Annotated in this window: 24 protein-coding genes; 5 read left to right on the forward strand and 19 right to left on the reverse strand. The window is 61.6% G+C overall.

Annotated elements, in window-relative coordinates; genetic code table 11:
• Positions 1-115 precede the first annotated feature (115 nt).
• The 3 genes from ACIQAL_RS08275 to ACIQAL_RS08285 form a co-directional block, all read right to left on the reverse strand.
• Positions 116-835 carry an alpha/beta hydrolase gene (locus tag ACIQAL_RS08275; protein WP_401144331.1) on the reverse strand — a complete coding sequence of 240 codons (720 nt, stop codon included), beginning with the start codon at positions 833-835 and terminating at the stop codon, positions 116-118.
• A gap of 142 nt (positions 836-977) precedes the next feature.
• A complete protein-coding gene (locus ACIQAL_RS08280) occupies positions 978-1,850 on the reverse strand; it encodes an SDR family oxidoreductase (protein ID WP_401144333.1) in 873 nt (290 codons plus the stop codon).
• 34 nt (positions 1,851-1,884) lie between these two features.
• On the reverse strand, positions 1,885-2,637 hold the full coding sequence (locus tag ACIQAL_RS08285) for an SDR family NAD(P)-dependent oxidoreductase (RefSeq protein ID WP_401144335.1): 753 nt from the start codon (positions 2,635-2,637) through the stop codon (positions 1,885-1,887).
• Between the two features lie 104 nt (positions 2,638-2,741).
• Between ACIQAL_RS08285 and ACIQAL_RS08290 the strand changes: the two genes are divergently transcribed.
• Positions 2,742-3,335, forward strand: coding sequence for a TetR/AcrR family transcriptional regulator (locus ACIQAL_RS08290; protein ID WP_401144336.1), 594 nt, complete (start codon positions 2,742-2,744; stop codon positions 3,333-3,335).
• Positions 3,336-3,673: 338 nt separating this feature from the next.
• Here ACIQAL_RS08290 and ACIQAL_RS08295 read toward each other — a convergent pair whose 3' ends face one another.
• Together ACIQAL_RS08295 and ACIQAL_RS08300 are read right to left on the reverse strand one after the other, a co-directional pair.
• Positions 3,674-4,999, reverse strand: a complete 1,326-nt coding sequence (locus ACIQAL_RS08295) for an LLM class flavin-dependent oxidoreductase (protein ID WP_401144338.1) — start codon at positions 4,997-4,999, stop codon at positions 3,674-3,676.
• A 15-nt stretch (positions 5,000-5,014) separates the two neighbouring features.
• Entirely contained in the window at positions 5,015-5,962 is a 948-nt protein-coding gene (locus ACIQAL_RS08300; RefSeq protein WP_401144340.1) for an aliphatic sulfonate ABC transporter substrate-binding protein, read from the reverse strand.
• 218 nt (positions 5,963-6,180) lie between these two features.
• Between ACIQAL_RS08300 and ACIQAL_RS08305 the strand changes: the two genes are divergently transcribed.
• Entirely contained in the window at positions 6,181-6,630 is a 450-nt protein-coding gene (locus ACIQAL_RS08305; protein WP_401144342.1) for a hemerythrin domain-containing protein, read from the forward strand.
• Positions 6,631-6,729: 99 nt separating this feature from the next.
• On the opposite strand, the gene ACIQAL_RS08310 is transcribed toward ACIQAL_RS08305, so the two are convergent.
• From ACIQAL_RS08310 to ACIQAL_RS08325, 4 genes are all read right to left on the reverse strand, one after another.
• Positions 6,730-9,390, reverse strand: coding sequence for a DUF3616 domain-containing protein (locus tag ACIQAL_RS08310; RefSeq protein WP_401144344.1), 2,661 nt, complete (start codon positions 9,388-9,390; stop codon positions 6,730-6,732).
• A 132-nt stretch (positions 9,391-9,522) separates the two neighbouring features.
• Positions 9,523-10,521, reverse strand: coding sequence for a bile acid:sodium symporter family protein (locus ACIQAL_RS08315; protein ID WP_401144346.1), 999 nt, complete (start codon positions 10,519-10,521; stop codon positions 9,523-9,525).
• A 109-nt stretch (positions 10,522-10,630) separates the two neighbouring features.
• A complete protein-coding gene (locus tag ACIQAL_RS08320; RefSeq protein WP_401144348.1) occupies positions 10,631-10,873 on the reverse strand; it encodes a hypothetical protein in 243 nt (80 codons plus the stop codon).
• A 175-nt stretch (positions 10,874-11,048) separates the two neighbouring features.
• On the reverse strand, positions 11,049-12,227 hold the full coding sequence (locus ACIQAL_RS08325) for a GGDEF domain-containing protein (protein ID WP_401144350.1): 1,179 nt from the start codon (positions 12,225-12,227) through the stop codon (positions 11,049-11,051).
• 629 nt (positions 12,228-12,856) lie between these two features.
• Between ACIQAL_RS08325 and ACIQAL_RS08330 the strand changes: the two genes are divergently transcribed.
• Entirely contained in the window at positions 12,857-13,258 is a 402-nt protein-coding gene (locus ACIQAL_RS08330) for a hypothetical protein (protein ID WP_401144352.1), read from the forward strand.
• Between the two features lie 25 nt (positions 13,259-13,283).
• Here the strand turns inward: ACIQAL_RS08330 and ACIQAL_RS08335 are convergent, their stop codons facing one another.
• Positions 13,284-14,180, reverse strand: a complete 897-nt coding sequence (locus ACIQAL_RS08335) for a LysR substrate-binding domain-containing protein (protein ID WP_401144354.1) — start codon at positions 14,178-14,180, stop codon at positions 13,284-13,286.
• Positions 14,181-14,307: 127 nt separating this feature from the next.
• Between ACIQAL_RS08335 and ACIQAL_RS08340 the strand changes: the two genes are divergently transcribed.
• Entirely contained in the window at positions 14,308-15,411 is a 1,104-nt protein-coding gene (locus ACIQAL_RS08340; RefSeq protein ID WP_401144356.1) for a tRNA-dihydrouridine synthase, read from the forward strand.
• Positions 15,412-15,477: 66 nt separating this feature from the next.
• Here the strand turns inward: ACIQAL_RS08340 and ACIQAL_RS08345 are convergent, their stop codons facing one another.
• The 8 genes from ACIQAL_RS08345 to ACIQAL_RS08380 all read right to left on the reverse strand — a co-directional run bounded on the left by ACIQAL_RS08345 (position 15,478) and on the right by ACIQAL_RS08380 (position 23,450).
• A complete protein-coding gene (locus ACIQAL_RS08345; protein ID WP_401144358.1) occupies positions 15,478-16,680 on the reverse strand; it encodes a PotD/PotF family extracellular solute-binding protein in 1,203 nt (400 codons plus the stop codon).
• On the reverse strand, positions 16,677-17,681 hold the full coding sequence (locus tag ACIQAL_RS08350) for a CobW family GTP-binding protein (RefSeq protein ID WP_401144360.1): 1,005 nt from the start codon (positions 17,679-17,681) through the stop codon (positions 16,677-16,679). The genes ACIQAL_RS08345 and ACIQAL_RS08350 overlap by 4 nt, the downstream gene beginning before the upstream one ends.
• Entirely contained in the window at positions 17,678-17,977 is a 300-nt protein-coding gene (locus tag ACIQAL_RS08355) for a hypothetical protein (protein WP_401144362.1), read from the reverse strand. The genes ACIQAL_RS08350 and ACIQAL_RS08355 overlap by 4 nt, the downstream gene beginning before the upstream one ends.
• A gap of 17 nt (positions 17,978-17,994) precedes the next feature.
• Complete coding sequence (locus ACIQAL_RS08360) at positions 17,995-18,741, reverse strand: SDR family NAD(P)-dependent oxidoreductase (protein ID WP_401144363.1); 747 nt, start codon at positions 18,739-18,741, stop codon at positions 17,995-17,997.
• Positions 18,742-19,005: 264 nt separating this feature from the next.
• On the reverse strand, positions 19,006-19,767 hold the full coding sequence (locus tag ACIQAL_RS08365) for an SDR family NAD(P)-dependent oxidoreductase (RefSeq protein WP_401144365.1): 762 nt from the start codon (positions 19,765-19,767) through the stop codon (positions 19,006-19,008).
• 10 nt (positions 19,768-19,777) lie between these two features.
• Positions 19,778-21,118: an MFS transporter gene (locus tag ACIQAL_RS08370; RefSeq protein ID WP_401144367.1), complete on the reverse strand. Its 1,341-nt coding sequence runs from the start codon at positions 21,116-21,118 to the stop codon at positions 19,778-19,780.
• A gap of 27 nt (positions 21,119-21,145) precedes the next feature.
• A complete protein-coding gene (locus tag ACIQAL_RS08375) occupies positions 21,146-22,027 on the reverse strand; it encodes a polysaccharide deacetylase (RefSeq protein WP_401144369.1) in 882 nt (293 codons plus the stop codon).
• A gap of 43 nt (positions 22,028-22,070) precedes the next feature.
• The gene (locus ACIQAL_RS08380) at positions 22,071-23,450 is read right to left on the reverse strand and encodes an amidase (protein ID WP_401144371.1); all 1,380 of its coding nucleotides are present in this window, start codon (positions 23,448-23,450) and stop codon (positions 22,071-22,073) included.
• Positions 23,451-23,793: 343 nt separating this feature from the next.
• Between ACIQAL_RS08380 and ACIQAL_RS08385 the strand changes: the two genes are divergently transcribed.
• Entirely contained in the window at positions 23,794-24,786 is a 993-nt protein-coding gene (locus ACIQAL_RS08385) for a GntR family transcriptional regulator (RefSeq protein WP_401144554.1), read from the forward strand.
• A gap of 89 nt (positions 24,787-24,875) precedes the next feature.
• On the opposite strand, the gene ACIQAL_RS08390 is transcribed toward ACIQAL_RS08385, so the two are convergent.
• The gene (locus tag ACIQAL_RS08390) at positions 24,876-25,667 is read right to left on the reverse strand and encodes an ArsR/SmtB family transcription factor (protein ID WP_401144372.1); all 792 of its coding nucleotides are present in this window, start codon (positions 25,665-25,667) and stop codon (positions 24,876-24,878) included.
• Positions 25,668-25,703: the final 36 nt, after the last annotated feature.

Here is a 25,703-nt window from a genome sequence, read left to right on the forward strand (position 1 = left end):
CTGGGCGGCATTCCGCAGAGACGTCGGTGCAGTCGACAGAGATGCGTTGAATGTACCGGCCAATCGGGAATGAATTCGCTCCTACAGGGGATCCGTGTCGCATCTTAGATGCCTGCTACTTCAATACACCCTCAATCCACCGTTTCAAATCCGCCACCTCAGCCGAGGTGATGGTGTGCCCGGCCCCGGCGTAGGCATGAAACTCCGGATTGATCAGCAGGTTCTCCAGCACCGTCTGCGCTTCGGTGGCGCCCGAGAAAGGCACGCGGGTGTCGGCAGCGCCGTGGCCGATGAACACTTTCAGCGGCTTGAGGCGGTCGTCGGGTTTGAGCCGCGCATTGAGTGCGGAAAGTATCTTGCCGCTCAACGGCGCGATGCCCCGCACCAGTTCAGGGTGTTGCAAGCCGATTTGATAGCTCATCATCGCGCCTTGACTGAAGCCCACCAGAATCACTTTGTTCGGCTGGGTACCGTATTTTTCGGTCGCCTGCTCGATGAACGTCCGAAGCGAGTCAGTGCTCTTGTCCACGTCGCTGGTCACGCCTTCGTATTCGGCCTGATCGGTGTCCTGGGTGAACCACTTGTAGCCACCGCCATCCACTTCCCCCGGCGCGCGCACCGACAGGTAGGTGTAGTCCGCCGACAGGTCGTCCTTGATCCCGAACAGGTCGCGTTCGTCGCTGCCGTAGCCGTGCAGGAAGATGATCAGGGGTTTGTCTTTGGAATCGGCAGGGGCCGCTGCGAGGTACGGCAAGGCCAGGTCGGTGAGCAACGCGGGTTCGGCATGGGCGAAGCCTGTGAACACACAGAGCAGCGCGGCGAAAAACTTCATCATTGAAAACGGGCCCTTTCAGAAAAACGTCGGGCCCATCATACGCAGCATGATCGAGATGTCAGCCCGTCATCGACGGGGAGAAGCTGTCGGGTTGCTGTCTGAACGGCAAATCCCTGTGGAATTCGGGCTGACAAACAGGGCGTCAGTTCACGCCATACGCGGCGCGCAGGTATTCCCGGTAGCCCACAGGCGTGCGACCGATCAGACGCTCCAGATCGCCGCTCACCTCCGCGAACTCACCGTGAGCCACGGCCATTTCCCACTGCGCCTGAAACTCGGCGACCGCAGGCGGAAGCCCCGCGTCGATCAGATCGGCCACGAACTGATCGGCTGGCACTGGCGAATAAACCACCGACTCAGCGTGAAGCGCCGACAACTCCGTCGCTATCTCACGAAAAGACACGGCTTCGGAGGCGCCCAGGGTGTAGATCGCGTTCTCATGTCCCGCCTGAGTCAGCACAACCGCGTTGGCCTCAGCCAAATCGCCGCGGGTTACCAGCGGCGCTTTGCCCTCGCCTTCGACCACATGAACGCCCTTCTCCAGCACTTCCTCGCCCAACAAAAAGCCCAGCGCTTCGAAATACAGCCCGTTGCGCAAAATCGTGTAGTTCAGGCCGCTGTCCTTCAGCGCTTGCTCAGTCGCGATGTCAGATTCGGTGACGCCGTCGATGTTGAACGACGATCCGGGCTTGCGCTGGATGGAGGTGTAGACCACGTGCCTGACGCCCGCTGCTTTCGCGGCCTCGATCACATTCACATGCTGGGCAAGGCGGTCGGTGAACGCCACCGCAGAGACCAACAGTAGCGCATCGATGCCCTGGAATGCCGACAGCAGCGAGGCGCGGTCCTGATAATCGCCCTGGCGCACTTCGACGCCCTGATCCCGCAGATGGGCCGCCCTGGAACCGTCCCGTACCAGCGCAACCACCTGCTCAGCGCTGACCCTGTGCAACAAGGCCTGCACCGTCAAACCGCCCAAAGCCCCGGTAGCCCCGGTGACCAATATCTTGCTCATGAGTGAACGCCTGTGAGTGAACGAAGGAATGACGTCATATCTGGCCCCAACCACCGTCGACCGGGATGTCCGCACCGTTGATGTAGCTGGCACCGTCCGAGGCGAGGAACAGCGCGACCTTGGCGATTTCGTCCGGCTGCCCGACGCGGCCCGCCGGAATCAGTGAGCCGAAGTGTTCGAACATCGCCTTCGCGCCGGCAGCATCTGGCGCTGCACCGGCAAGGCCCGGGGTTTCGATGGCGCCGGGGCTGATGGCGTTGACGCGAATATGACGTTCCTTGAGGTCCATCATCCAGCTACGCGCCAGGTTGCGAATGGCGGCCTTGGTCGCCGCGTACAGGCTGTTACCGGCCATGCCTTTGCTCGCCACGACCGAGGAGGTCAGCAGGATCACGCCGCCATCGACCAACAGCGGCAAGGCTTTTTGCACGGTGAAGACCAGGCCTTTGACGTTGATGTCGAAGAGTCGGTCTGCCGAACCTTCGGTGATTTCGCCCAATGCGCCGCGTTCGAGAATCCCCGCGTTGGCGAACACCACGTCGAGCTTGCCCTTGCGCGATTTGATCTCGGCAAACACGCGATCCAGATCGCTGAGCTTCGAAGAGTCTGCCTGCACGCCCACCACGTCGCCGCCGATTTCGGCCACTGCCTTGTCCAGTTCTTCCTGACGCCGCCCGGTAATGAACACGCTGGCGCCCTCCCCCGCGAAACGCTTGGCAGTCGCCAGCCCCAGACCGGAACTGCCGCCAGTAATGATCGCCACCTTGCCTGCCATTGATTGACCCATGCTGCACCTCGTCGTCGTAATGTAGTGATCGATAAATTACGAGGGCTTTGCATTCAGGGTCAAGCTTTAAATAGAATGATCGCTAAATTACAGGAGGCTCTCTAATGGCCAGACCGCGAAAATTCGACGAACACGAGGTGCTGGATCGGGCCATGGAAGTGTTCTGGAACCTGGGCTACGACGGCGCCTCGATGGCTGAGTTGACCAAGGCCATGAACCTGAACGCGCCGAGCATTTATTTTGCGTTTGGCAGCAAACGCGGGTTGTTCGATGCGGTGCTCGAACACTACGACCTGCATCGCGAGCATTACCGGGACAGCATCCTCGACGCAGCGACGGCGCGGGAAGCGGCTGAACGGTTTCTGTTCGGCGGGATCGAGTGGCTGACCGCCAGCGACGAGCCGCCGGGGTGTTTGCTGGTACAGGCCGGACTGGCCACCAGCGCGAGCAGCGACATTCCGGCCACGCTGGCCTGTCGCCGGGGTCGCATCGTGCCGTTCATGAGTGAGCGCTTCGAACAGGGCCAGCTCAAGGGCAATCTGTCGAAGGAGGCGGATGTACAGGCGCTGGCGCGTTACATGTTGATGATCTTCAACGGGCTGTGCGTGCAGGCCGCGGCCGGCAGTTCTCGGGAAGAACTGGAAGCCGACGCCCGACGCGCCATGATGGGCTGGCCGGATCAGCCTGTCGTGCAGTGATCGGGTTTCGCTTTGAGTGATCTTTTTTGTGTCAAGTCGCCAGACGGCTCAACAGCATTCAAAAACTGTAGGAGCGAATTTATTCGCGAATCGTTGGGTCAGCCGATACATCTCTGTCGCCTGCCCCATTTTTCGCGAATGAATTCGCTCCCACAGTTTGAAGGCGTCACGCCTCCGAATCAGCGGCGCAAAGAGACCTCTGTGGGAGCGAATTTATTCGCGAATCGTTGGGTCAGCCGATACATCTCTGTCGCCTGACCCATCTTTCGCGAATGAATTCGCGCCCACAGGTGAGCGTTGCGTCAGCCCCTACTTCGCGGATTCTGGAAATCCAGACCTCAATCCTCCAGCGCGGAGAGCCCCAGATGCTCACGCAACGTCGAACCTTCGTAGGCCGTGCGGAACAGGCCCTTGCGCTGCAAATGCGGGATCACGCTTTCGACGAACTCACTGAATGACCCCGGCAGATAGGCCGGGGAAATCACGAAGCCGTCGCAACCGCCCTGGGTGAACATCTCGGCCAGTTGATCGGCAATCTGCGCCCCCGTGCCTACCAGTTGCGGTACCCGCACGCTGCTGGCAAAGATGCGCCCCAGTTCTTCGAGGGTGGTGTCTGCGCCCTGCATCAGTAGTTTTTCCGCCGCTGCCGGGTGAATCGAGGGCGCTTTGGCGATTTCCGCCAGGGTGGCCGACAGCGGAAACGGCGACAGGTCAACGTTCAACTGCGATGCGAGGGTCACCAGCCCCAGCTCCGGCCGCGCCAACGCATTGTGTTTGTCGCGCTTGGCCCGTGCTTCGGCCTCGGTGCCGCCAATGAACGGCATCACCGCCGTCAGCACCTTGCAGCTGTCGGCGCTGCGCCCCTGCTGCACGACTTGCCCGCGCACGTCTTCGCGGAACGCATGCATGGCCTTGAGGTGCGGATGGATGGTGAAAATCGCCTCGGCCCAACGGGCACCGAAACGACGGCCTCGCCCCGACGACCCCGACTGAATCAGCACGGGCCGACCTTGAGGCGTGCGCGGAATATTCAGTGGCCCCTCGACCTTGAACCATTCGCCGTGATGCTGCACTGATGTGATTTTGTCCGGATCGGCCAATACACCGTTTTCCCGGTCCAGCTTCAATGCACCCGGCGCCCAGCTCCGCCAGAGCTTCAGCGCGACCTCCACGAACTCGTCGGCACGGTCGTAGCGCAGGTCGTGTTCCAGATGCTTGTCCTTGCCAAACAGGCGCCCTTCGCTGTCGTTCATCGAGGTCACGATGTTCCACGCCGCCCGGCCTTTGGACAGGTGATCGAGGGTCGCGAACTCACGGGCGATGTGCGCCGGTTCGAAGTAAGTGGTCGAACGCGTGGCGCCCAAGCCCAGCTTGCTCGTTTGCCCGACCAGATAGGACAGAATCGGCAGCGGGTCGAGGCGCGTGGCGTCCTGTGCGCCGTAACGCAGCGCCAGGTCGCGCGACCCGCCCATCTGATCGCCCACTGCCAGCCGGTCGGCGAAGAACAGGAAGTCGAACAGGCCTTCCTCTACGACCCGAGCGGTGCGTGCGTAGTATTCAGGGTCGAGGTAATTGCCGAGGGTTTCCGGATGACGCCAGGCCGCGTGGCTGTGAATGACCGGCCCGGTCAGCAGGAACGCAGAGAGGTGAATTTGGCGACTCATGAACGCGCTCCTGTCTTATTCGGACTTGGCTTTCGGAACCCACACCGCGATGTCGGAAATCTTCAGCGGTTTCGGAATCAATTTGGCTTCGTAGTAGTAATCGGCGATGCGCTGCTGCTCGGCCAACTGGTCGATCTTGACGGGCACGATGTCGTAGCTACGGCGGCTGTTGGCCAGTTCCACGGTTTCCGTCGGGATGTTGCCCCACAGCGGCGCGAGGTTTTTCGCGGCTTCCTGCGGATGGCCTTTGACCCACTGCCCGGCGTCGTGAAGCGTGTCGAACACCACTTGCAACACCTCCGGATGGGCCTTGGCAAAACTCGTGTTGGCGACATAGAAACGGTTGTAGTTGGCGACATCCTGGGTGCCGTCGGCGAGCACGCGAACATGGTGTTCACGTTGTTGCGTCGCCAGGAACGGGTCCCAGATGGCCCACGCATCGACGTTGCCGCTGGAGAATGCCGCCACGCCGTCCGGCGCTTCCAGGTAGACCGGCTTGATATCGGCCAGGGTCAAACCGGCTTTCTTCAACGCCGAGATCAGCAGGAAATTGCTGCCCGACCCTTTCGAGACCGCCACGCTTTTGCCCTTCAGGTCAGCCACGCTGTGAATCGGCGAACTGTCCTGAACGATGATTGCCTGCGCAGTCGGCGAAGGATTCTCACGCGCGTAATAGGTCAACGGTGTGTTCGCCGCCTGCGTGAACAAGGCGAAGGCATCGGCGACGTCGGCGTGCAGATCGACACTCCCCGCGTTCATCGCGCTCAACAACCCGCTGCTGAACTCATGCCAGTTGACGGTAAAGCCCAGCGGCTTGAGGCGCTGTTCGAGCTGGCCGTCGTTCTTCAGTAACAGCCAGAGTGTCGAGGAACGCTGGTAGCCGATGCTGATGACTTGATCGGCATGGGCTGTGACAGTCGCCAGCAGCAAAGCGGCGGCAACGAAAAGTGTGCGAACGGACATGGCGATCCTTGGGAGGGCGGTGATCGGGACGCTCAGATCTGAAAAGCATGAGCGCAGCGGGATAAAGTCGTTTTGATTATAAAAACTGCTGAGAATTATGAAAGAAACGTATGGATCTAAGCTTATGCCCCGCGCACCGGATAACGTCAGTTGAACGCTCGTTCACGGGCGGAGGTCTAGCACTAAGTACTGACCCCGTATCCACTGAGGACGACACCGTGAACATCTTCGAAGCCCTGAGAGAAAGCCACGACCGCCAACGCGGTTATGCGGACGCCCTGATCAAGACCCACGGTGACAGCAAGGAACGTGTGGAAGCCTATGAGAAGCTCAAGGCGGAACTGCATGCCCACGAAACAGCCGAAGAGCGCTTCTTCTATATACCGCTCATGCAGGAGGAGAACGGCGTCGATCCAAGCCGCCACGCCATCTCCGAGCATCACGAGATGGATGAAATGATGGAGGAGCTGGACGAAACCGACATGGCCAGTCCGGCTTGGCTGGCCACCGCCAAAAAGCTCGCCGAGAAGGTGCACCATCACCTCAAGGAGGAAGAACACAAATTCTTCCAGATCGCGGGCAAGCTGCTGGACGACAAGCAGAAAGAGACGTTGGCGGGGAAATATCAGAAGGAATACGAGAGTCAGCTGGAAGAGGAACAGGGCTGACACCGGTATTCCATCCCATGCCGTTCCTGTGGGAAACGCCGGAGATCATGACCTCCGGAATTTCCCACAGGTTCGGTGCCAATCAGGCCCCTGTGTGAATCACAAAGCCGATGCGTCGGGCTGCATGCTCAGTGTTCCGGTCTGAACGATAGGCACATAGCCTGGTGAACCGACGGAAGAAGCGCTGTTGGCTTCCGAGACTGAACCGAGTTGACCTGCGACTGCACCGACGTAATGCGGGTTGGAGGTCGAGACGCCGTCCCACACGGCGGAAGCCGTGGCGGTGCTGCCGTACGCTGCACCCGCGTGCTGATTCGCGGTGTAGGTGTTGGTCGCGGTGGAGGTCGCGATGACCGTTCCATCGCTGGCCGTAATCGCATTCGGGCTGTAGTTGAACGCCGTCGCCACGTTACCGTTGGCGTCGAACAGAATCACCGCATCCTGCTTGCCCAGACCTGGGCCATCGATCCCGATCACATTGCTTGCAGTGGTCAGGCTCCACACCGTTTTGAAGTTATCGAACTGGGTTGCATCCACCGACACCACCAACGTTTTGCCTGCCTCCAGCGTCAGGTTGGCGGGCAGCGCCTTGGCACCACTGAACGTGTGCGCATCGTCGGTCATTTTCCAACCGCTCAGGTCGATGGTCGTCGTGCCGTAGTTATAGATCTCGAAGAAATCCCCGCCCACAGCACTGGAGTTAACTTCTGAGATGAGAACGTCGTAGTGCGGCACTGTGCCGGTGGTGAAGTCTATGGTCTTGGCGGGCAGCGCATTGCCGGAATGGTCGGTGACCGCGTTGTCGTTGAGCACCACTTTGTATCCGGTCGTGTAGCTCAGCTTGTTGGTCGGCTGCAGGGTGATGGTGTTGTAGTCGACCTTGACACCTGCATCGCCCGCCTTGAAGGTCTGCACCACAACATCGTTCGCATCCTTCAACTCGATGGTGCCCGTGCCAAACGCCACGCCTTCGTCAAAGGTCAGCGACAGCGTGCTGCTCACCGCCACGCCGGTGCTGTCGTCAGCCGGAGAGGCCATGACCAGCGTCGGCGGGGTGTGGTCCACCACAGGCGAACCGAGGGTGATGATGTTGCCCTTGAACTGCTGATCCGCCGGGTCCAGGTCCTTCGACACAGCAGTTTGCCCTGCCCAGATCGTGTCGCCGTTGTCTTGCAGCAGTTGAATCTGGGTGCCGGGCTTGATGCTGGCAGGCGAAACGATGGATTCGAAGCTGCCGCCCGTTGCCTTCAACAGCGCGTCGAGGTTGTTGTCCAGCTCGACCGGTGCATCCTCAGCCTTGCCGTCCCAGGTGTACAACCGGAAATCGTTGGTCACAGCGTCAGTCGCGCCGCCCGATGGGCCTGCGATGATCAGGTAGCCGCTGCCATCCTTCGCCTTGTCGATGGAACGAATGCCGCGACCGCCAAGGTTCAGCTCGATGGCTTCTCCAAACGTCGGCGCGGTGGTCATGGTTTTGTCGGCCAGCAACGCTTGATAGTTGGTCACCGGAACGATCAGTGCCTTGTCGCGGGTAGTGGTGTCGGTTTGCGGCGCGCGGAAACCCAGCCACAGCTCGGAATTGTCGACGGAGGTGGTCATGCCTTCGATGGAGAATCCGTTGGTGTTTTCCGGCGCAAGTCCCGGGCCCGACGACGCGGCGAAACCGAAGTAGCCCGCCGGTTTGCCACTTGCACCGCTGTTGTCCCACGCCACCAGAGCGGCTTCGAAGCCGGTGAACTTGCCCTGATAGTCAAACGTGGTGTTGGCACCGGTGCCGGTGACCTTCACGGCAAAAACGATTTCGCGGCTGTCGGCATCCAGCCCTTTTTTGGTGTTGCTGTGGGAACCGGTGACATAAAGGATATCGCCGACCATCGTCAACGCTTCCATGTCGACTTCATCGGTGCTGCCGGTGACCTGGCTGTAATCCCACTCCACCAGGGCGTCGCCGCCTGCACGGTCGTAAACCCGCAGCACGTTGGACTCGTCATCGCCCACGATCATGTATTTGCTGTCCAGCGCGACGGCCCCGGAGGCGTCAGATGAACCGAGCAAGCTGCCCGTTTTAGGGGTGAACGTTGCCTCAGTCGGCGTCGTTGGTGTAGTCGGTGTGGTCGGCGCCGTACCGCCGGTGCTGATCAGCGTGTTAGCCGTGTCTTTGATCAGCTCGATCGGCGACTTGCCGCTCTGATTCTGGATGATGCTCTGCACTTCGGTTTCGGTCGGCGAGCGGCCCAGCAGGCCGTTGTAGGTCAGCACGATCTGGGCTTTCACGCCTGTGGTGGTCTGGCTTTCCTGAGAACCGCTCACCGAAGCCAGCAGTTGGTCACGGCTCAAGCCGTTGGCGAGCTGCTCGGCCCAGTAGTTCAGACCGGCTGCATCCGGGGTGCGGCCAAGCGCGTGTTCGTAGAGTGAGGTGACAAATGCGGTGTTGTCCGCGCTGGCGGTCTGGGCGAATTCCTGAGACTGCGTGAACGCCTGAGCGATGTTGCTCAAGGTCAGTCCGCTTTGCTGCGCGCTCACCCAATATTGCAGGCCCGCGGCATCCGGCGCGCGACCAAACGCGGTGAAGTACAAATTGACGATCGGCGCGACGTTGGTGGCGGCTTCGTTGGACAGTGTGAAGGCTGATACCACGTCAGCCACGGTTTCTACTCCGCTTTCGATACGCCCGACCCAATACGCGATTTCCCCGCTGGAGCCGTCACGGCCGAGAATATTTTTATAGAAGGAAGTAACCGTTTCGAGTGTGGTAGCCATGAGAAGACGTCCGCAGTGATATCAAAATGAACCGGGACGTTAACAACTGAGGTTTACCAAATTGTTTCAGCGCAGATACAGGGGTGTGACAGGACGCAACAAAGCGTCCTGTTTTCAGTGTTCATGACAGATTCAAGGATCGACCCGCGCCATCATTTCCGGCACGGACTCGTGACGCTTGGCATAACGCTGGGCGAGCACCGCGCAGACCATCAACTGAATCTGGTGAAACAGCATCAACGGTAGAATCAGCACGCCGATGGTGCTGCCCGCAAACAGCACTTGGGCCATTGGCACGCCCGTGGCCAAACTCTTCTTCGAGCCACAGAACAGAATGGTGATGCGGTCTTCGATGCTGAAACCGAAGAGTTTGCCCAGCAGCGTCGAGATCATCAGCACCAGCGCCAGCACCACACCGCACACCACGACGAGCCCCGCCAGATCCCACAGCGGAATCTTGTGCCAGATCCCTTCATTCACCGCCTCGCTGAACGCGCCGTACACCACCAACAGAATCGAGCCCTGATCGACGTATTTAAGCCAGGCCTTGTTGCGCCCGACCCATCCGCCAATCCAGCGACGTGCGATCTGACCGGCCACGAACGGCAGCAGCAACTGAATGCTGATCTTCACAATCGCATCGACGGTGGAGCCGCCATCGCCGTGCACGTTCAGCAGCAACGTGACCAACAACGGTGTGATGAAAATCCCGAACAGGCTGGAGGCCGCAGCGCTGCAGATCGCCGCCGGCACATTGCCCCGCGCCAGGGAGGTGAAGGCAATCGCCGATTGCACGGTGGCCGGCAGCGCACACAGGTAGAGGATGCCCATGTACAGGTCTTTACCGATCAACGGCGACAGCAGCGGTTTAAGCGCCAGACCGAGCAGCGGAAACACCACGAAGGTCAGGCTGAACACCAGCAGGTGCAAGCGCCAATGCCCGGCGCCCGCGATGATCGACTCACGGGACAGCTTGGCGCCGTGCAGGAAGAACAACAGCGCGATGGCGATGTTGGTGAGCCAGCCAAACCCCACCGCAACCTGGCCGGTGGCGGGGAGAAAACTGGCAATGATCACCACTGCCACGAGGGTCAGGGTGAAGTTGTCGGGCAGGAAACGTGGGCGGCTCATGGGCGAAATCCGGTCATGGCAAGGACAGTGTTGCGACTTTACGCCCTTGCTTCAGTGCCAGCTAACGCCAATGAGCCCATGAATAGCGCTCAACGGACAGCATGGATAATCAGGACAAACCGCCTTCAATCACACGCAGTACCGTCACGCGACGCTTTCCCGGCGTGTGGCTGATCATTTCATTCAGCGCGGCTTGCCATTTGTGAACGTCTTTTTCCTTGGAAAGCGCCATCAATTGCTCCCAACCCATCGCGTCCTGCGCCACACCCTTCGCGCTGGAACCCTCAGTCATACGTTCACGCTTCAACAGATTTGCTGCAATTTCCGAGAGGGTACTCAAGGCTGGCTCCATGACACGCTCATCGGGGAGCACGTCGATACATTAAGTGCGGGATGGGCGCAGACGGTCACAACGTCAAAATTCGGATGTCGCGACGCCCTGCTCCCTCTCTACAGCAATGTTCAGACCACAAGCAGCGGCAGGACCCAAGATTCAGACAGGAGACATTTTTGCGCTCAAATGCGCGTCAGAGCGTCTGCAACGGGGCTTCGCCCGGCTGGGTCCGGTTCACCAGACGAAGGCTGTCGCGCCCACCGCGCTTGGATTCGTACAGCGCCGCATCGCCCTGCTCGATCAAGGCCGCGAGGCTCGCCGGGGGCTGGTCGAACAGGCTGGCGCCGATGCTCAAGGTCACGGCTTCCGGGGTCGCGAACGACTGCGCCGCTGCCTCGTGAAAGCGCCCGCGCAGAGTATTGCCGAGTTCGACGATCCGCTCGTGAGACGTGTCGCTCAACAGGATCACGAACTCGTCGCCGCCCAACCGGGCCGCCAACGCACCGTTAGGCAGGACTGAGCGAATCATCTCGCTGAGCACGATCAGCAAACGGTCACCCGCCATGTGCCCAAACAGGTCGTTGACTGACTTGAAGCGGTCGATGTCGATCAGCAACAGCGCGCCCGGTCTTGAGGGCGACACATCTTCCAGCAGACGCGGCGCCCGGACTTCCAGCGCGCGCCGGTTGTACAGGGCCGTCAGCGGGTCGCGGGCGGCCAGGCGCTCGATGCGTTTCTCCCGGCGATAGCGCTCGGAGCCGGTCATCGACAGCGCGATCAACATGATCGCCATCGCCCCTTCCACCAGGGATATTTGAATGATTTCGCCACGAAACGCCGCAAGGTCGATCAACGTGCCCGGCACCGCCCCGGTGATCGCCTTGGCCAGATAAAACAGTCCGTGCACCAGTAGCACGTAACGCAATTGCCCGGCGCCGACGCTCAGAGATGTGCCGTGGGGCCGAAGCAAGGCGCTGGCCTTGAACATCATCAACGCCACCAGCGACGAGTTCACCGAGAGCATGGTTTTTGACCACCACGGCCCTTCCGGCAGCAGCAACATCGCCACCCACACGGCGAATATCGCGTACCAGCCCCGCGACAGTCGGCCTTCCGTAAAACGCACGACGCCCAGCAAAAACAGCCAGTGCGCCGTCACCAGCAAGCCGTTGGCGAACCAGATACCGATCAGCAGAATGCCGCTGCTGCGCAGCAAGGCCAGGGTCGAGCCAATCGTGATCGTCGCGAATCCGGCACTCCAGAACAGCAACGACGGCTCCCGCACATGCCGCCACTCCACCGCCAGATACAGCGCAGCCGCCGCAGCGAGGGCGATCGAAAGGGTCAACATCGTGATGGGATCGAGCGCCATAAACTGCCTGGTCTGAAGGGGTGCTGTGTCGGGGCGCGATTGTAAGCGTTTGGGGCGGGTTTTCAGAGAGGGCAAAAGGTCGCCGTGACGAAATGCCCCTCAAAGAATCACCCGGAGAATCAATCCAAAAAAGTCTATCGGGATAACTTAAAGGCTATCCCCTATCCACGTCCCAATACGAATCCGAGCGCTTCTCTTGCATCGTCAGATCATGCCAGAACCGCCGCGGATTCCCGCACATGAAGCACGAACACATCTTTCCATGATTGGCGAAGATACCAGCGCTTCTCGCACTGACATCCTGTCGCCACTCATGGGGGCGAGTCTTTTGGATTTCATAAAACCTGGACTTGATGCGACGTGCTTCATGCCGCCGTTGAGCTCTTGTCATATCCGCCTCCAATAGTCAGATATGACACAGCCCCGGCAGATTCCTCTGGCGGGGCTAAAGGCGCATACAGAGATGCACGGCTGTAAACAACGGAGAAAGCATAGGGCCCGCTTAAAGCTTGGGTCAACCGTCCCTCAATCCAGCACGAACATCCTCTTTCCCAGACCCCCAAAATAAACCCGGCGAGCTCCCCCACGGCATGCCATGCTCATCGCACCCTGCACAGCGAGGAAGCGACATGACAAGGCCTACGGACACGCAAGAGCGTCTCGGCATGGCAGTGATCGTTTTCGAATCGACCATGCTGCCGCGCCTTACGACAGCGGTGCAGAACCTGGGGCTTGAAGTGCAAGCGTTTGACGATGCCAATGAAGCCCTGGCGTATATCACTCACCCGCAGACCTCGATCACTGTCGTCATCGCCAGCGGCACCCTTCCCGGCGTGCTCAACGGCGCGGACCTCACGACGACGCTCTCCCGCGCCTACCCCGCCCTGCCCTTCATCATTGCGGATCACTACGATGGCCTCGTCGAAAGCAACGTCATGTGCCTCGACACACCATGGACTGTCGATGAAATCGATGAACATGTGGCGGCCATGATCGACAAGTTGCCAACCGGCAAACGCCCGGCCGTCTAGGCCCGAAAAGAGTAACGCCCGCTCGTCAGAGGCGTTCCAGCCCCTCTGCCTGTTTCAACACGCCCTCCAGCCGCTCGAGAAAAATCCGCACCCGGCTCGGAACGTGCTGACGGGTCGGCAAGACGGCGGCGATGAACAGCGCTTCTGCCACGGCATCGGTCAGTTCGATGCGCACCAGGCTGCCGTCACTCAGATCGCTGCGGATGTCCCAGTAACTCAGCATGGCAAGACCCAGTCCCAGTTTGCTGGCGCCGCGCACGGTGTCGACGCTGTTGGCGGAGAACACCGGCTCGGGCCGGAAGCTGATCTCGCCCTCCCGGCCCATGAACGGCCAATACGGCATGCTGTGCAGCCCGATGCAGCGGTGCCGCTTGAGGTCGTCGAGCAACAGGGGTGTCCCGAGACGCGCCAGATACGCGGGGCTGGCGCAGATGACCCTGGGGTTTGGCGCCAATGAACGGGCGATCAAGCCAGAGTCTCGCAACGTAGCGATGCGGATGGCGACGTCGATGCCCAGCCCGACGATGTCGAGAATGCTGTCGGAGAGTGTCAGATCGACCTGCAAACCAGGGTGATCCGCGACCAGATCGGGAATCAACGGCAGGATCACGGTTTGCCCGAACACCGTCGGCGCCGTCACTTTGAGCACACCGCTGGCGGTACCCGCGTGGGTTTTCAGCGTGGCACGGGCGGCTTCGTCGGCGTCCAGCATGGTCTGAACGAAGGGCAACAGCACCTCGCCTTCAGCGGTCAGCGAAACCGAGCGGGTCGTGCGCTGAACCAGCCGCACGCCCAACGCTTGCTCAAGGGACGCCAGGCGCCGAGACACCGTCATCGCCGACAACCCCAATCGCCGTGCCGCCCCCGACAGGCTGCTGGCCGCCGCAATGGCCGCAAACACCTCAACTTCTGCCATTTCCATCGTTTATATCCTTTTTCGTTAAGCCGCCGTATCGCGGACGCCGTCTTCTGCCTACCCCGGATTGCGCCTATCGTCCCGGTCAACACAGCCTTTAATGGCTTACATCATGACTGAGAGGGTTCGATCCATGAGCACGTCCGAGCGCAAGATTCTAACCGCATTCGATATAGGCCACTTGACGTTGAAGAACCGCTTCGCGGTGGCGCCGATGACGCGCGTCAGCGCGACCCGTGAAGGCAACGCCAGCGAAACCATGGCGCAGTATTACGAGCGTTTCGCCAAAGGCGGGTTCGGCCTAGTGATCACCGAGGGGATCTACACCGATCGGACGTTCGCCCAGGGTTACCCCTTCCAGCCGGGCATCACCGATGACGAACAGGCTTTGGCCTGGCGGAGTATCACTCAACGTGTGCAAGGGCATCAGGCCCGGATCTTCGCCCAACTGATGCACGCCGGTGCGCTCAGCCAGGGCAATCGATTCGTCGAGACGTCCACCGCGCCCTCCGCGATCCGGCCCAAAGGGGAACAGATGGGGTTCTATTACGGCGAAGGTCAGTACCGCGTGCCGGTGGCCCTGACCGATGAAGACATCGCCGGGGTCATCGAAGGCTTTGCTCAATCGGCACGACGGGCCATCGACACGGCAGGCTTCGACGGCGTGGAAATCCATGGTGCCAACGGCTACCTGCTCGACCAGTTCCTCACCGATTACACCAATCAGCGAAATGATCGCTGGGGCGGCAGCCTGCAAAAGCGCATTGCGTTGACGCTGGCGGTGGTCAACGCCGTGAAAGCGGTGGCCGGTGATGCGCCGGTAGGTGTGCGAATTTCCCAGACCAAGGTCAACGATTACACGCACCAATGGGCCGAGGGCGAGCAGGCCGCTGAAGTGTTTTTTGGCGCGTTACAGGACGCGGGTGTCGATTACCTGCACGTCACGGCGCACACGGTGTTGAGCCCGGCGTTCACTGGGGTCGACAGCAACCTGATCCAGCTCGCCCGCCGCTACGCGCCGCATGTTCCGCTGATCGCCAATGGCGGGCTGGACGCGGTACAGGATGCCGAACGCGCGCTCGAAGACGGCGCCCAACTGATCGCGCTGGGCAAACCGGCACTGGCCAACCCGGACTACCCGAAGCGCATTGCGCAGAACGGCTCACTCAATGCGTTCGATCCTTCGATTCTCGGCCCTATCGCCAACATCAAGGATCAGGAACTGGCCTTCCAATAAACAGGAAGGTGCAAAAAAAGGGGCCGTCATGAACGGCCACTTTTTCGTTTCATCCACCGATCTTATCTACCCTCGCCCGGACGGCATGAGCTTGCCCGACCCGGCGCGCAAAATGTCGCCCCACCGGCGAACCAGGTAGTTGTGCTCATCCATCACTGCGTTCCACACCGCGATGTGGCCCATGCGCTGTTCGTAGGAACCGCCGTCGCGCACTTCGCCCACGTCGATGAGCGGCAGGCCGTCGCTGCCCAGCAACTCTTCGCGAGCGGGCAGACCGGCGTACCAGTAATCCCACTCGGCGGCGCTGAGGTGATCGCGACTGCGGGCCGGGTTGCCGATGTAATAGCCCTGTCGCGCCATCACCGCGCCCGGCCAGCCCGAGAGCCACCAGTTCAGATACGCGTAGGCGGCGTCGAGCACGGCCCCTTTGGCGTGCCGAGACAACGACAGCCCACCGAACCAGCCGCGATAGCCTTCACGGGGCACGGCGACGCGGTATTTCACCCCGGCACGATGCAAGCGGACCAACGTCGGTGACCACAAACTCTGGATGTCGATGGTGGGGTGCAGCATCAACTCGGCGGCTTCTTCATCGTCAGACCAGAATGCGCCGAAGATGCCATCCTGCTGTTTGCGTACCAGCACGTCGGCGAGGCGGTCGATCTCTTCGATGCTCATGTTGCCGATGTCCATGAACTGCGCGAGCCCTGCACCCTGCACCGCCAACGCGGCATCCAGCGCACCGATGGCGGCGTCGCTCTGCAGGGCGATGCGCCCACCCCACGCGGGGTCGAGCAGCCAGCCCCAGCTTTCATTGTCGGCAGACAACCCGTCGGGCACGCGCTCCGGGCGGTAGGCGAAACTGTCGGCATTATGGGTCAGGGGCAACATGCTGATGCGCTCGGTCACGGTGTTGCCGAGGCTGCCGTCGTGCTGCACGAACAGCCGCTCGCTGGGCACGCTGCCGCTGCCAAGCTTGTCAGTGGGGGACAATCGGCCACGTTTGGGCAGGTCGTTGATTTCATGCCAGAGGGCGATGCGGCGCGTGTCGATCGGCTGGATCGCCCGTGCCGGCCAGACAAAATCCACGTTGTGAAACCATTGGTCGTAGAGGTCGTAGCTGTCGGGTTGCATGACGGCGATGCGCTGGGCGGTTTGCACGTCATGGACCTGATAGACCAGCGTGATGCCCAGGTCCTGTTCGGCGCGCACCCGCAGGGATTCGAGCAAAGTGACCGAGGTGCCCAGAACGCGAAGCGTGATGCTCATGCCGCCGCCCCATTGCTGACCGGCGACAGGCGCCGGGTGAAGACCTCGAAGGAGCGTCGCAGTTGATCCGTCGAGAGACCGCGCACGATGAACACCAGCCGCGAGGTGTGATCGTCGCTCGGCCAGGCGGGCATGTGTACGGGGGCGTGCAGGCAGTGCTGCACACCGTGGATGACCACAGGGCCTTGATGGCTGTTCACGTTAAGCAGTCCTTTGACGCGCAGGATTCGTTCGCCGTGGCATCTTAACAGCATGGACAGCCAGACCCCGAACGCGACCCAGTCCAGCGGCCGCTCGAACGTCAGGCAACAGACCTGCGCATCGCCGTGCTGTGCCGGGCTTGAACGCACGCGGTGCAACTGCCAGCGCGCGACCTCCCGGTCCGGCTCGACATTGTGCACGCCTTCCCCCAGCAGCAGTTGATCGCCGCTTTCGATGTCTGAGGTGTCCAGCGTCGGCACCGGATTGATCCCGTGCAGATGCGCCATGAGCGCTTCTCGCTGCTCGGCGTTGACGGTGTCCGTTTTGCTGATCAACAACCTGTCCGCCGCCGCGACTTGCGCCAGCCATTCGGGATGCAAACGTGACTGCAAGTGCCAATGACTGGCGTCGACCAACGTGACCACCAGCCCCAGGTGCACACGCCCGCGCAGGTGCGGGTCGATGTTCAAGGTTGCCAGCACAGGTGCCGGATCGGCCAGTCCCGTGGTCTCCAGAATCATCCGGCGAAACGGCGGCACTTCGCCCCGCGCCCGACGTTCGAGCAGGCCGATCAAGGCATCCCGCAGTTCGCCGCGCACCGAGCAGCACACACAGCCGCTGGGCAGGAGGATGGTGTCGGGAGCGACCTCTTCAACCAGCAAATGATCGATACCGACGTCACCAAATTCGTTGATCAGCAGCGCGGTGTCGCCGAGGGTTTCATCCTTGAGCAGCCGCTTGAGCAACGTGGTTTTGCCGCTGCCGAGAAAGCCAGTGATTACGCTGAGGGCGATGCTCATGAGTGGCGCTCCAGGTGGTCGAGCAACTGAGAATCGAGGGGGTCCAGCGTGCGGCCGATCAACGACTCGGCCCGTTGCCAGAGTTGGTCGAGGCCGCTAGCGAGCTCCTGCTTCCCGGTGGCCCCGAGCAGCAGGTACGACACGCCTTGGAAGTCTTCGACCTTGAGCCGAAACGGCGCCAGCACAGTGTTGATCGCTGCGATGCGACGCAGCCGTTCACGACGCCGGGGCAATTCATCCCCCAGCGGGTCGCTCCAGTGCACGTCCTCGCCCAACAGGCCACACAATCCACACATCGCACGCGCTCCTTGGCTTACGGCATGACATCGCCGGAGTTGGGGCCGAGTGTCTGCCCCACGAACAGATTGCCGCCCGGTTCGCTTGCCAGCAGCACGGCGACCGGCGCGACTTCCTCCGCCAGCCCGAAACGGCCCAGCGGCAATTCGGCAGCCTTGGCGGTTTTCCAATCGCTGCTGATGCCCGCCACCAGTGGCGTTTCGATGGGGCCGGGGGCGATGGCGTTGACCAGCACGTTGTCCTTGGCCACTTCGAGGGCGAGGGATTTGGTGAAGCCGATCACCCCGGCCTTGGCGGCGGCATAATGCGTCAGCTCGGCGCCGCCCTTGATGCCCAGTTGCGAGGCGATGTTGATGATCCGCCCCCAGCGTTGCGCCAGCATGTGCGGCAACGCGCGCTGACTGGCGATGAACACGCTGGTGAGGTCGACCCGCAGCATGTCGTTCCACTGATCGAGGGTCAGGTCCACGCAGCGGCCCTGGGTCAGCATCCCGGCGTTGTTGACCAGAATGTCGATCCCGCCCCACTGCGCGACGCACGCATCGACACTGGCCTGTGCTCCCTCCGGCGTGCCGACGTCCGCGACGCATTCGTGTACGTCAGCGCCGAGTTCGCGGCACGCTTGAGCGGTCTTCGCCAACGTCGTGGCATCCCGATCGCCCAGCACCAGCCGTGCGCCCAGCTCCGCATACGCCCGGGCGATGGCAGCACCGATGCCGCTGCCTGCGCCGGTGATCACGGCGCGTTTGTTGTTCAGTTGCATGGGGTTTCCTCTTTTTATAGCTGTACCGCGTTGTCAGGTTTTGCTGCCGCTTCGGTCGGACGCGACCCCGGGCCAATCACGAGCAAGCTTGCTCCTACGCCCTTCGGGCAGAAGCGGGTTTGCGGGGCGCAGGCTATGTGCGTTTTTGATTCTGCCGAAGGCGTAGGAGCTCTGGCTTGCCTGCGAACTGGCGCGAAGCGGCAGCGGATCCGGTGCACGCGGTTCATCTGACGGCACCCGATGATTCGCGCACCCTGTACCCACTCACTCCGGCCAACGCACCGTCAGCCCGCCATCGATGATGATGCTCTGCCCGGTCAGGTAGCTGGACTCATCACTGCACAGAAACCGGATCAACGAGGCGACTTCATCGGCCCGCCCTACGCGCCCTAATGGAATCGCCTTGGCGGCCTTGGCCAGACCCTCCGGCCCCAGCGAGTTTTTGCTGTCGAGGGATTGCGGGGTTTCAATCAGGCCGGGAATCACGGCGTTGCAGCGAATGCCGCGCGGGGCCAGCTCCACCGCCAGCGAACGGCACAACCCCGGCACGCCCGCTTTCGCAGCGGCGTAATGGGCGTGGTCTTGCCAGCCGTACACGCCCCCGGCGATGGACGACACTGCCACCATCGAACCGCCGTCGCCCATGTGGCGCGCGGCGGCACGGAAGGTGCGCATCACGCCGGTCAAATCCACGTCGAGCATCTCGTTCCAGCGCTCGTCGGTCATCTCCAGCAAGGGCGCGCGGCGCAACAAACCGGCGTTGGCGATCGCGTAGTCGATGCGACCAAAACGGCTGACGGCCTGTTCCGCCAGCCCATCGACCAGCGCCGTATCCGTTACGTCCAGCGGCGCCATCAGGCATTCGCCGCCCGTCTCCTCGACGAGTCGCACGGTGTGCTGTGGGTCATGGGGATCGGCGGGCAAAAACCCGCCCACCACCGCCACGCCCTGCCGGGCAAACGCCACGGCCAATGCCTGACCGATGCCGCTGGCGGCTCCGGTAATCAACGCTACTTTGCGAGTCATGTTCTCTTCCTTACTTGACGGATTCAGGGCGCACATGGCGGGCGGCGAACATCAGCGCGCCGGACAGGAAGCACGGCACCGCACCGAAATACAGGGCTGAGGTCTGCCAGTCGCCGCCTGCGCTTAACACTGACGTGGCACCAAAACCGGCGACCACGGCACCGATAGGGCCCATGGCGTGAATGATCGCGCCGCCAGTGGCGCGGATGCTGGTGGGGAAGCTTTCACTGATGAAGAACAGCGCCGCCGAATACGGACCGATCAGGAAGAACAGACCCAAGCTGTACAAGCCCACGACCATCGGCATGTTGCTCGGACCGAACAGCATGCCCGCGAACGCCAGGCCGCCGAGCATCCAGCCGAGGCCGATGACATTGCGACGGCCAATCCGGTCGCCCATCCAGCCGTGGCTCAGGTAGCCGCAATAGCCCACCAGGTTCGACAGCACGAGGATGATCAGCGAGTTCTCGAACGAGATGTGGTGCACGCTGACGATCACCGACGTGCCCAACACGCTGAACACCTGAATGGCGGCCCAGTTAAGCAAAATGGCCGCGCCGATCACCAACGTCGCACGTCGGGACGTGCCACGGAACGCTGCACCGAGACCTGCCGTGCGATGTTCTTCGTAATCCACGCCGTAGGTTTCAGCCACCGCCTGCGCCTGACCGATGTCACCGGCCTTGCGCAGTTGGGTGATGCGTCGGTGAATCTGAAACTGCGGGCTTTCCTTGAGCTTGCGCGCCATGAACGCGATCACCAGCGCCGGAATCGCCGCGAATACGAAACAGCCCTGCCAGCCGATCAGCGGCAGCAACACCGCCGTCAGCCCGGCGGCGATCAACGCGCCCACCGGCCAACCGCCTTGCACGAGGCTGTAAATGAAGCCGCGACGCTTGGCCAGTTTCGGGTCTTCGGACGCGGCGTAGATTTCACTCAGGTACGTGGCGTTAACGGTCTCTTCGGCGTAGCCCAGGCCGCTCAACGAGCGGATCAGGATCAGCGGCGACTTGCCCCACGAACCGCCCAGCGCGGTCAGCGCCGAGCAGATCGCAGAACCAGTGACCGTGAAGATGATGCCCATGCGTCGACCGAGCCGGTCCACCAACGGCCCGATCGCCAGCGCGATGACCGCTGTGCCGACGGCCGCCCACGTGGCAATTTCCGCCTGCTCGGCTTCGCCCCAGTTGAAGTGGCGACCGATCTCCGGCAGCAGGGTGCCGAACAGAATGAAGTCGTACACCGCGAACACCCAAGCGAAAAACGCGATCCAGGTCGCGTAACGCACTTGCTGGGAGGTCAGGGGCTGGGGCTTCCAGCCGGTCAGGTCGAGCTTGTTGTAAATGGACATGGGTCACGCCTCGGAGTGAAGGAGCAATCAGCGGTTACGGGGGTTGCGGCGGACGAAGTCATCGGCGATTTCGTCGAAGGTGACGAACTTCACGCCGGCATGGCTCTGGATGTGCTCGATCAGTCGTTCCAGCATCAACAGCACCTGAGGGCGACCGGACACATCGGGGTGAATGGTCATGGTGAACACCGCGTGTTCGTGCTCGCGGTAGACCCAGTCGAACTGGTCACGCCACATTTCTTCGAGGTGACGCGGGTTGACGAAGCCGTGGCTGTTGGGCGCTTTTTTGATGAACATCATCGGCGGCAGGTCGTCGAGGTACCAGTTGGCAGGGATTTCCACCAGATCGGTTTCCTGGCCGCGCACCAACGGTTTCATCCAGGTGTCGGGGTGCTGGCTGTAATCGATCTTGGTCCAGCTGTCGCCCACACGGACGTAGTACGGATGAAAGTCGTTGTGCATCAGGCTGTGGTCGTACTTGATGCCCTTTTTCAGCAACAGCTCATTGGTGACCTTACTGAATTCCCACCACGGCGCGACGTAGCCAGTGGGGCGTTTGCCGGTCATTTGAGTGATCAGGTCGATGGACTTGTCGAGCACGATCTCTTCCTGCTCGGGGGTCATGGCGATGGGGTTTTCATGGCTGTAGCCATGGACGCCAATCTCGTGCCCGGCATCGAACACGGCCTTCATTTGTTCAGGGAAGGTTTCCATCGAGTGACCCGGCACGAACCAGGTCGTGCGCAGGCCGTAGCGCTCGAAGAGTTTGAGCAAACGCGGCGCGCCGACTTCCCCGGCAAACAGGCCACGGGAAATGTCGTCGGGCGAATCTTCGCCGCCGTAGGAGCCCAGCCAGCCAGCGACGGCGTCCACGTCCACGCCAAAGGCGCACAGAATTTCTTTAGCCATTGTTGTTCTCCTGCGAGTGATCGAAAGGGTCTGGTGTAGGGAATCAGGGCGCGCGCAATGCGGCTTCAACCGCCAGTGCGGCACGCAACAAGCGCGGGTCATCGTTGACCGGGGCGCTGAGCAGCAGGCCTGTTGGCAGGCCGGATTCGCCGACGCCACTGGGCAACGAGATGCCAGGCAAATCCAGCAGACTGCCGGGCATCGTCAGCCGCAACGTGGCGAGGTTGGTCTTGATGAACAGGTCGTCGTCGGCTTCCAGTGGCGCCAGCGGCGGCGCGACATGGGCGACGGTTGGGGTGATGAGGAACGCGCCCTCCAGCTCCTCGCTGAACTGGGCTTGAAGGCGCTTGCGGGCGTCATAGAGATGAATCAAGCGACTGGCGGGAAACGACCGCGCGGCCTCCAGACGACGGCGAACGCGGGGGTCGAGCTTCGCGGCATCGGGGCTGTCGAGCAGCGCTTCATGCAGCGCGAAGGCTTCGGCCGAGCCCAGCCAGCCGTGCTGTTCGATCAACACTAGCGCCGACTGAAAGGTGTGGCACGGCCGCAGATCAACCTGCGCGCCCGCCTCCTTGAGCCGAGCAACGCTACGCATCAGGTTGTCGCGCACAGCGGCTTCGGTGCGAGGATCGAACAACGACGTTTCATCGACCCAAAACCGCTGCCCCACCAGGCTTTCCGCTTTCGACAGCGGTGACGGAATACGGCCTTTCAGCAGATCATCCACCGCCAACAGGTCGCGCACGCTACGGGTCAGCGGCCCGGCGGTATCCAGCGTGTCGGAGAGCGGAAACACCCCTTCCCGGCTGTAGCGAGCGCCACTGGGACGAAAACCCACCACACCGTTTAGCGCGGCGGGAATGCGGATCGAACCTGCCGTATCGGTGCCCATCGCAATCGGCACGATCCCCGCCGCCACCGCCACCCCTGCGCCCGACGACGAACCTCCCGGGATACGCGGTTCGTCGGCGCTGTGAGGGTTGGCTGGCGTACCGAAATGCGGATTCAGCCCAAGGCCGGAATAGGCGAACTCACTGAGGTTGGTTTTCCCCACGCTGACGAGACCGGCCCGGGCCAGCGCGCCGACCGTGATCGCGTCGGAGGTGGCAGCCGCATCACGGCGATGCACCTCGGCCCCCGCCGTCGTCACGCTTCCCGCCACATCGAACAGGTCTTTCCAGGCGACCGGCACCCCGTCCAGACGGCTCAGAGGTTGCTCCGCCTTCCAGCGCGCCGCCGACGCTTCAGCCTCGCGGTGTGCGCGCTCGCTGCTCAGGGAAATGAACACATGATCGGTGGCGGCTGCTTTGGCCAGCGCGGCTTCCAGCTCGATGACCGGGTCGCTCAGCCCTTGGGCGAACGCCTCTGACATGGCAATGGCATCCGCGTAGGACGCTGCATTCGACGGATCAGGCTTGGACATTTCGACACCTTAAAACGTATCTATTAATAAAATGTACGTTTTATGTAACGCAGAAAGCGTGCCAAGGCGCGAACCATTCATGTCGTCCATGCACATGGGAGGGGGCCGAGACTGGCGCGATGGCTCTGTCACCGCTATGCCGAGCGAAAGATTATGTGTACGAATCGGTCGACATCCGCTAAAAATGAAACCTATTGCGCAAACGTACTTTTTCATAAAGATACGTTTTGGTGCAGAAAAGTAACACCGGCACCACAACGAGGCAGGTCCGACGTGGCGCCCGGTGACAAATCCAGTTATGCGAGAATCAGCGCCCGATTCCGTTGAGATGCCCATGAAAGTGATGCCCGCCGAGGAACCCCGCACCGCGTCGCGCTACGCCATGATTCGCCAGGTCCTGCGGGACGCGATTGTCAATGGCACGGCGAACCCTGGCCTGGTCCTGCTTGAAGCCCCGCTGGCCGAACTGTTCGGCACCAGCCGTGTGCCCGTCCGCAAGGCGTTGAACCTGCTGCACGACGAAGGGCTGATCGTGCGCTTTGACGGGCGAGGCTATCTGGTGAATCCCGACGCCGGAGATGTCGAACCCCTGAGGGTCGCCCTCACCCACGCCCACCTGGGGCTGGACACCCACGCTGAGCCGGTGGACACGCGCTCGTTGGGCGAAAGGCTTTACGACGAGATCGGTGCAGCGCTCTCGACCTGCATCGCGTTTGGGCACTACCGGCTGGATGAACAGAGCGCCGCCGACCATTACGGCGTCAGTCGCGCCGTGGTGCGTGAAGCGCTGATGCGCCTGCGGGACCGGGGGCTGGTGGAAAAGGAGCCTTATTCGCAGTGGCTCGCAGGACCGCTGACAGCGCGGGAAGTGACCGAAGATTACGAATTGCGCGCCTGCCTGGAACCGGAAGCCCTCAAGCAGACCGCCCCGCATCTCAGCCGCGACACCCTCGACGCCATGCTCGCCCGGGTCATCGCCGCGCAGCAGAATCCCCATTGCACCCTCGCGGACGTCGAACGCATCGAGGAAGACCTGCATCACCACTGCCTGGCCGGGCTGAACAACCGCAAGATCGCGTTGCTCATCCGCCAGGGCCAAAGCCCGATGATCATCAGCCGCATCTTCCACAGCCAACTGGGCCTCGGCCCGGACGAGGCGATGCTGGCGGAACACCGGTTGATTCTGGAACTGCTGCTGCACGGCGCCTACGACGCCGCCGCGCTGAATCTCAGGGAACACTTGAACCGAGCGCGAGTGCGGATGCTCCAGCGCCTGAAGGTGTTATCGGTGCTGCCGGAGCAGGAAGTGCCGGGGTATTTGACGCGATTGAGTTGAGCGGATCTGTCCTGCATCCAATGCGGGTTGGCGATACAACATGACACTCGGCGACGGCGCTGTTCGTTCGACGTCCATCCACAATGCCGTCAGTGAGCGCACTCGCCGGAAAATAGCGATTCATCACCCAGTTCACTGCGACTAATGGACAGCTCCCGTTGCAGCGCCTCACAGCCGACTGCACTCAATTGCAGAACGCGGGTCCCGGATTCCCGAGCCATCCAGCCTCGCTCGCAGGCGGTGTTCAGCAGGCAGCTTCCCAACGGGCCAGCCAAATGAGGCCGCAGCTCGCTCCAGTCCACGCAATGACGCGCAATCCCCTGGTGACCCGCGTGCAGCTCACCGACATGAATGTCGAATCCCAGAAACCAGTCCACCCCACGCTCGGTGACGTCGAATTGCTTGACGCCCAACTGCGTCAGAATACCCTTCTCAAGCATCTTGTCGGTCATCAGAACGCCGAGATGACCACCGACATGGCTGCCATAGCAGACGCGTGCGAAACGCAACGCCCGGCCCTCGTCGGTGAGCTGGATTTCCGGGTCCTTGTCTTTGCGGGCAAGGACCTCGAGCGCTTCGAGCGCATGGGACACGTCCACATTCGATAACCGGTACAGCCGCTGACGTCCGTCGCGGGTCATCGTGAGCAGGCCACCGGCAACGAGTTTGGCGAGGTGCGCGCTCGCGGTAGGCGCGCTGATACCTGCGAGTTCGGCAAGTTCTGCTGCCGGGCGGGGTACAAAATCAACCAGTGCCGTGAGCATCGCAGTCCTCGCAGGTTCAGCAAGCAGCGCGGCAACGGCGGAGATTTCGGGTTTGGGGCACATAAGGTGAGGGCTTCGGTGATGAATATGGCAAAGACAGCCGAACATTCTGAACATCAAAGGGCTGTGGTGGGCAACTATACATTTCACCCG

The organism is Pseudomonas sp. NPDC088368, assembly GCF_044753445.1.
In the GTDB taxonomy this organism is placed as follows: domain Bacteria; phylum Pseudomonadota; class Gammaproteobacteria; order Pseudomonadales; family Pseudomonadaceae; genus Aquipseudomonas; species Aquipseudomonas bambusae.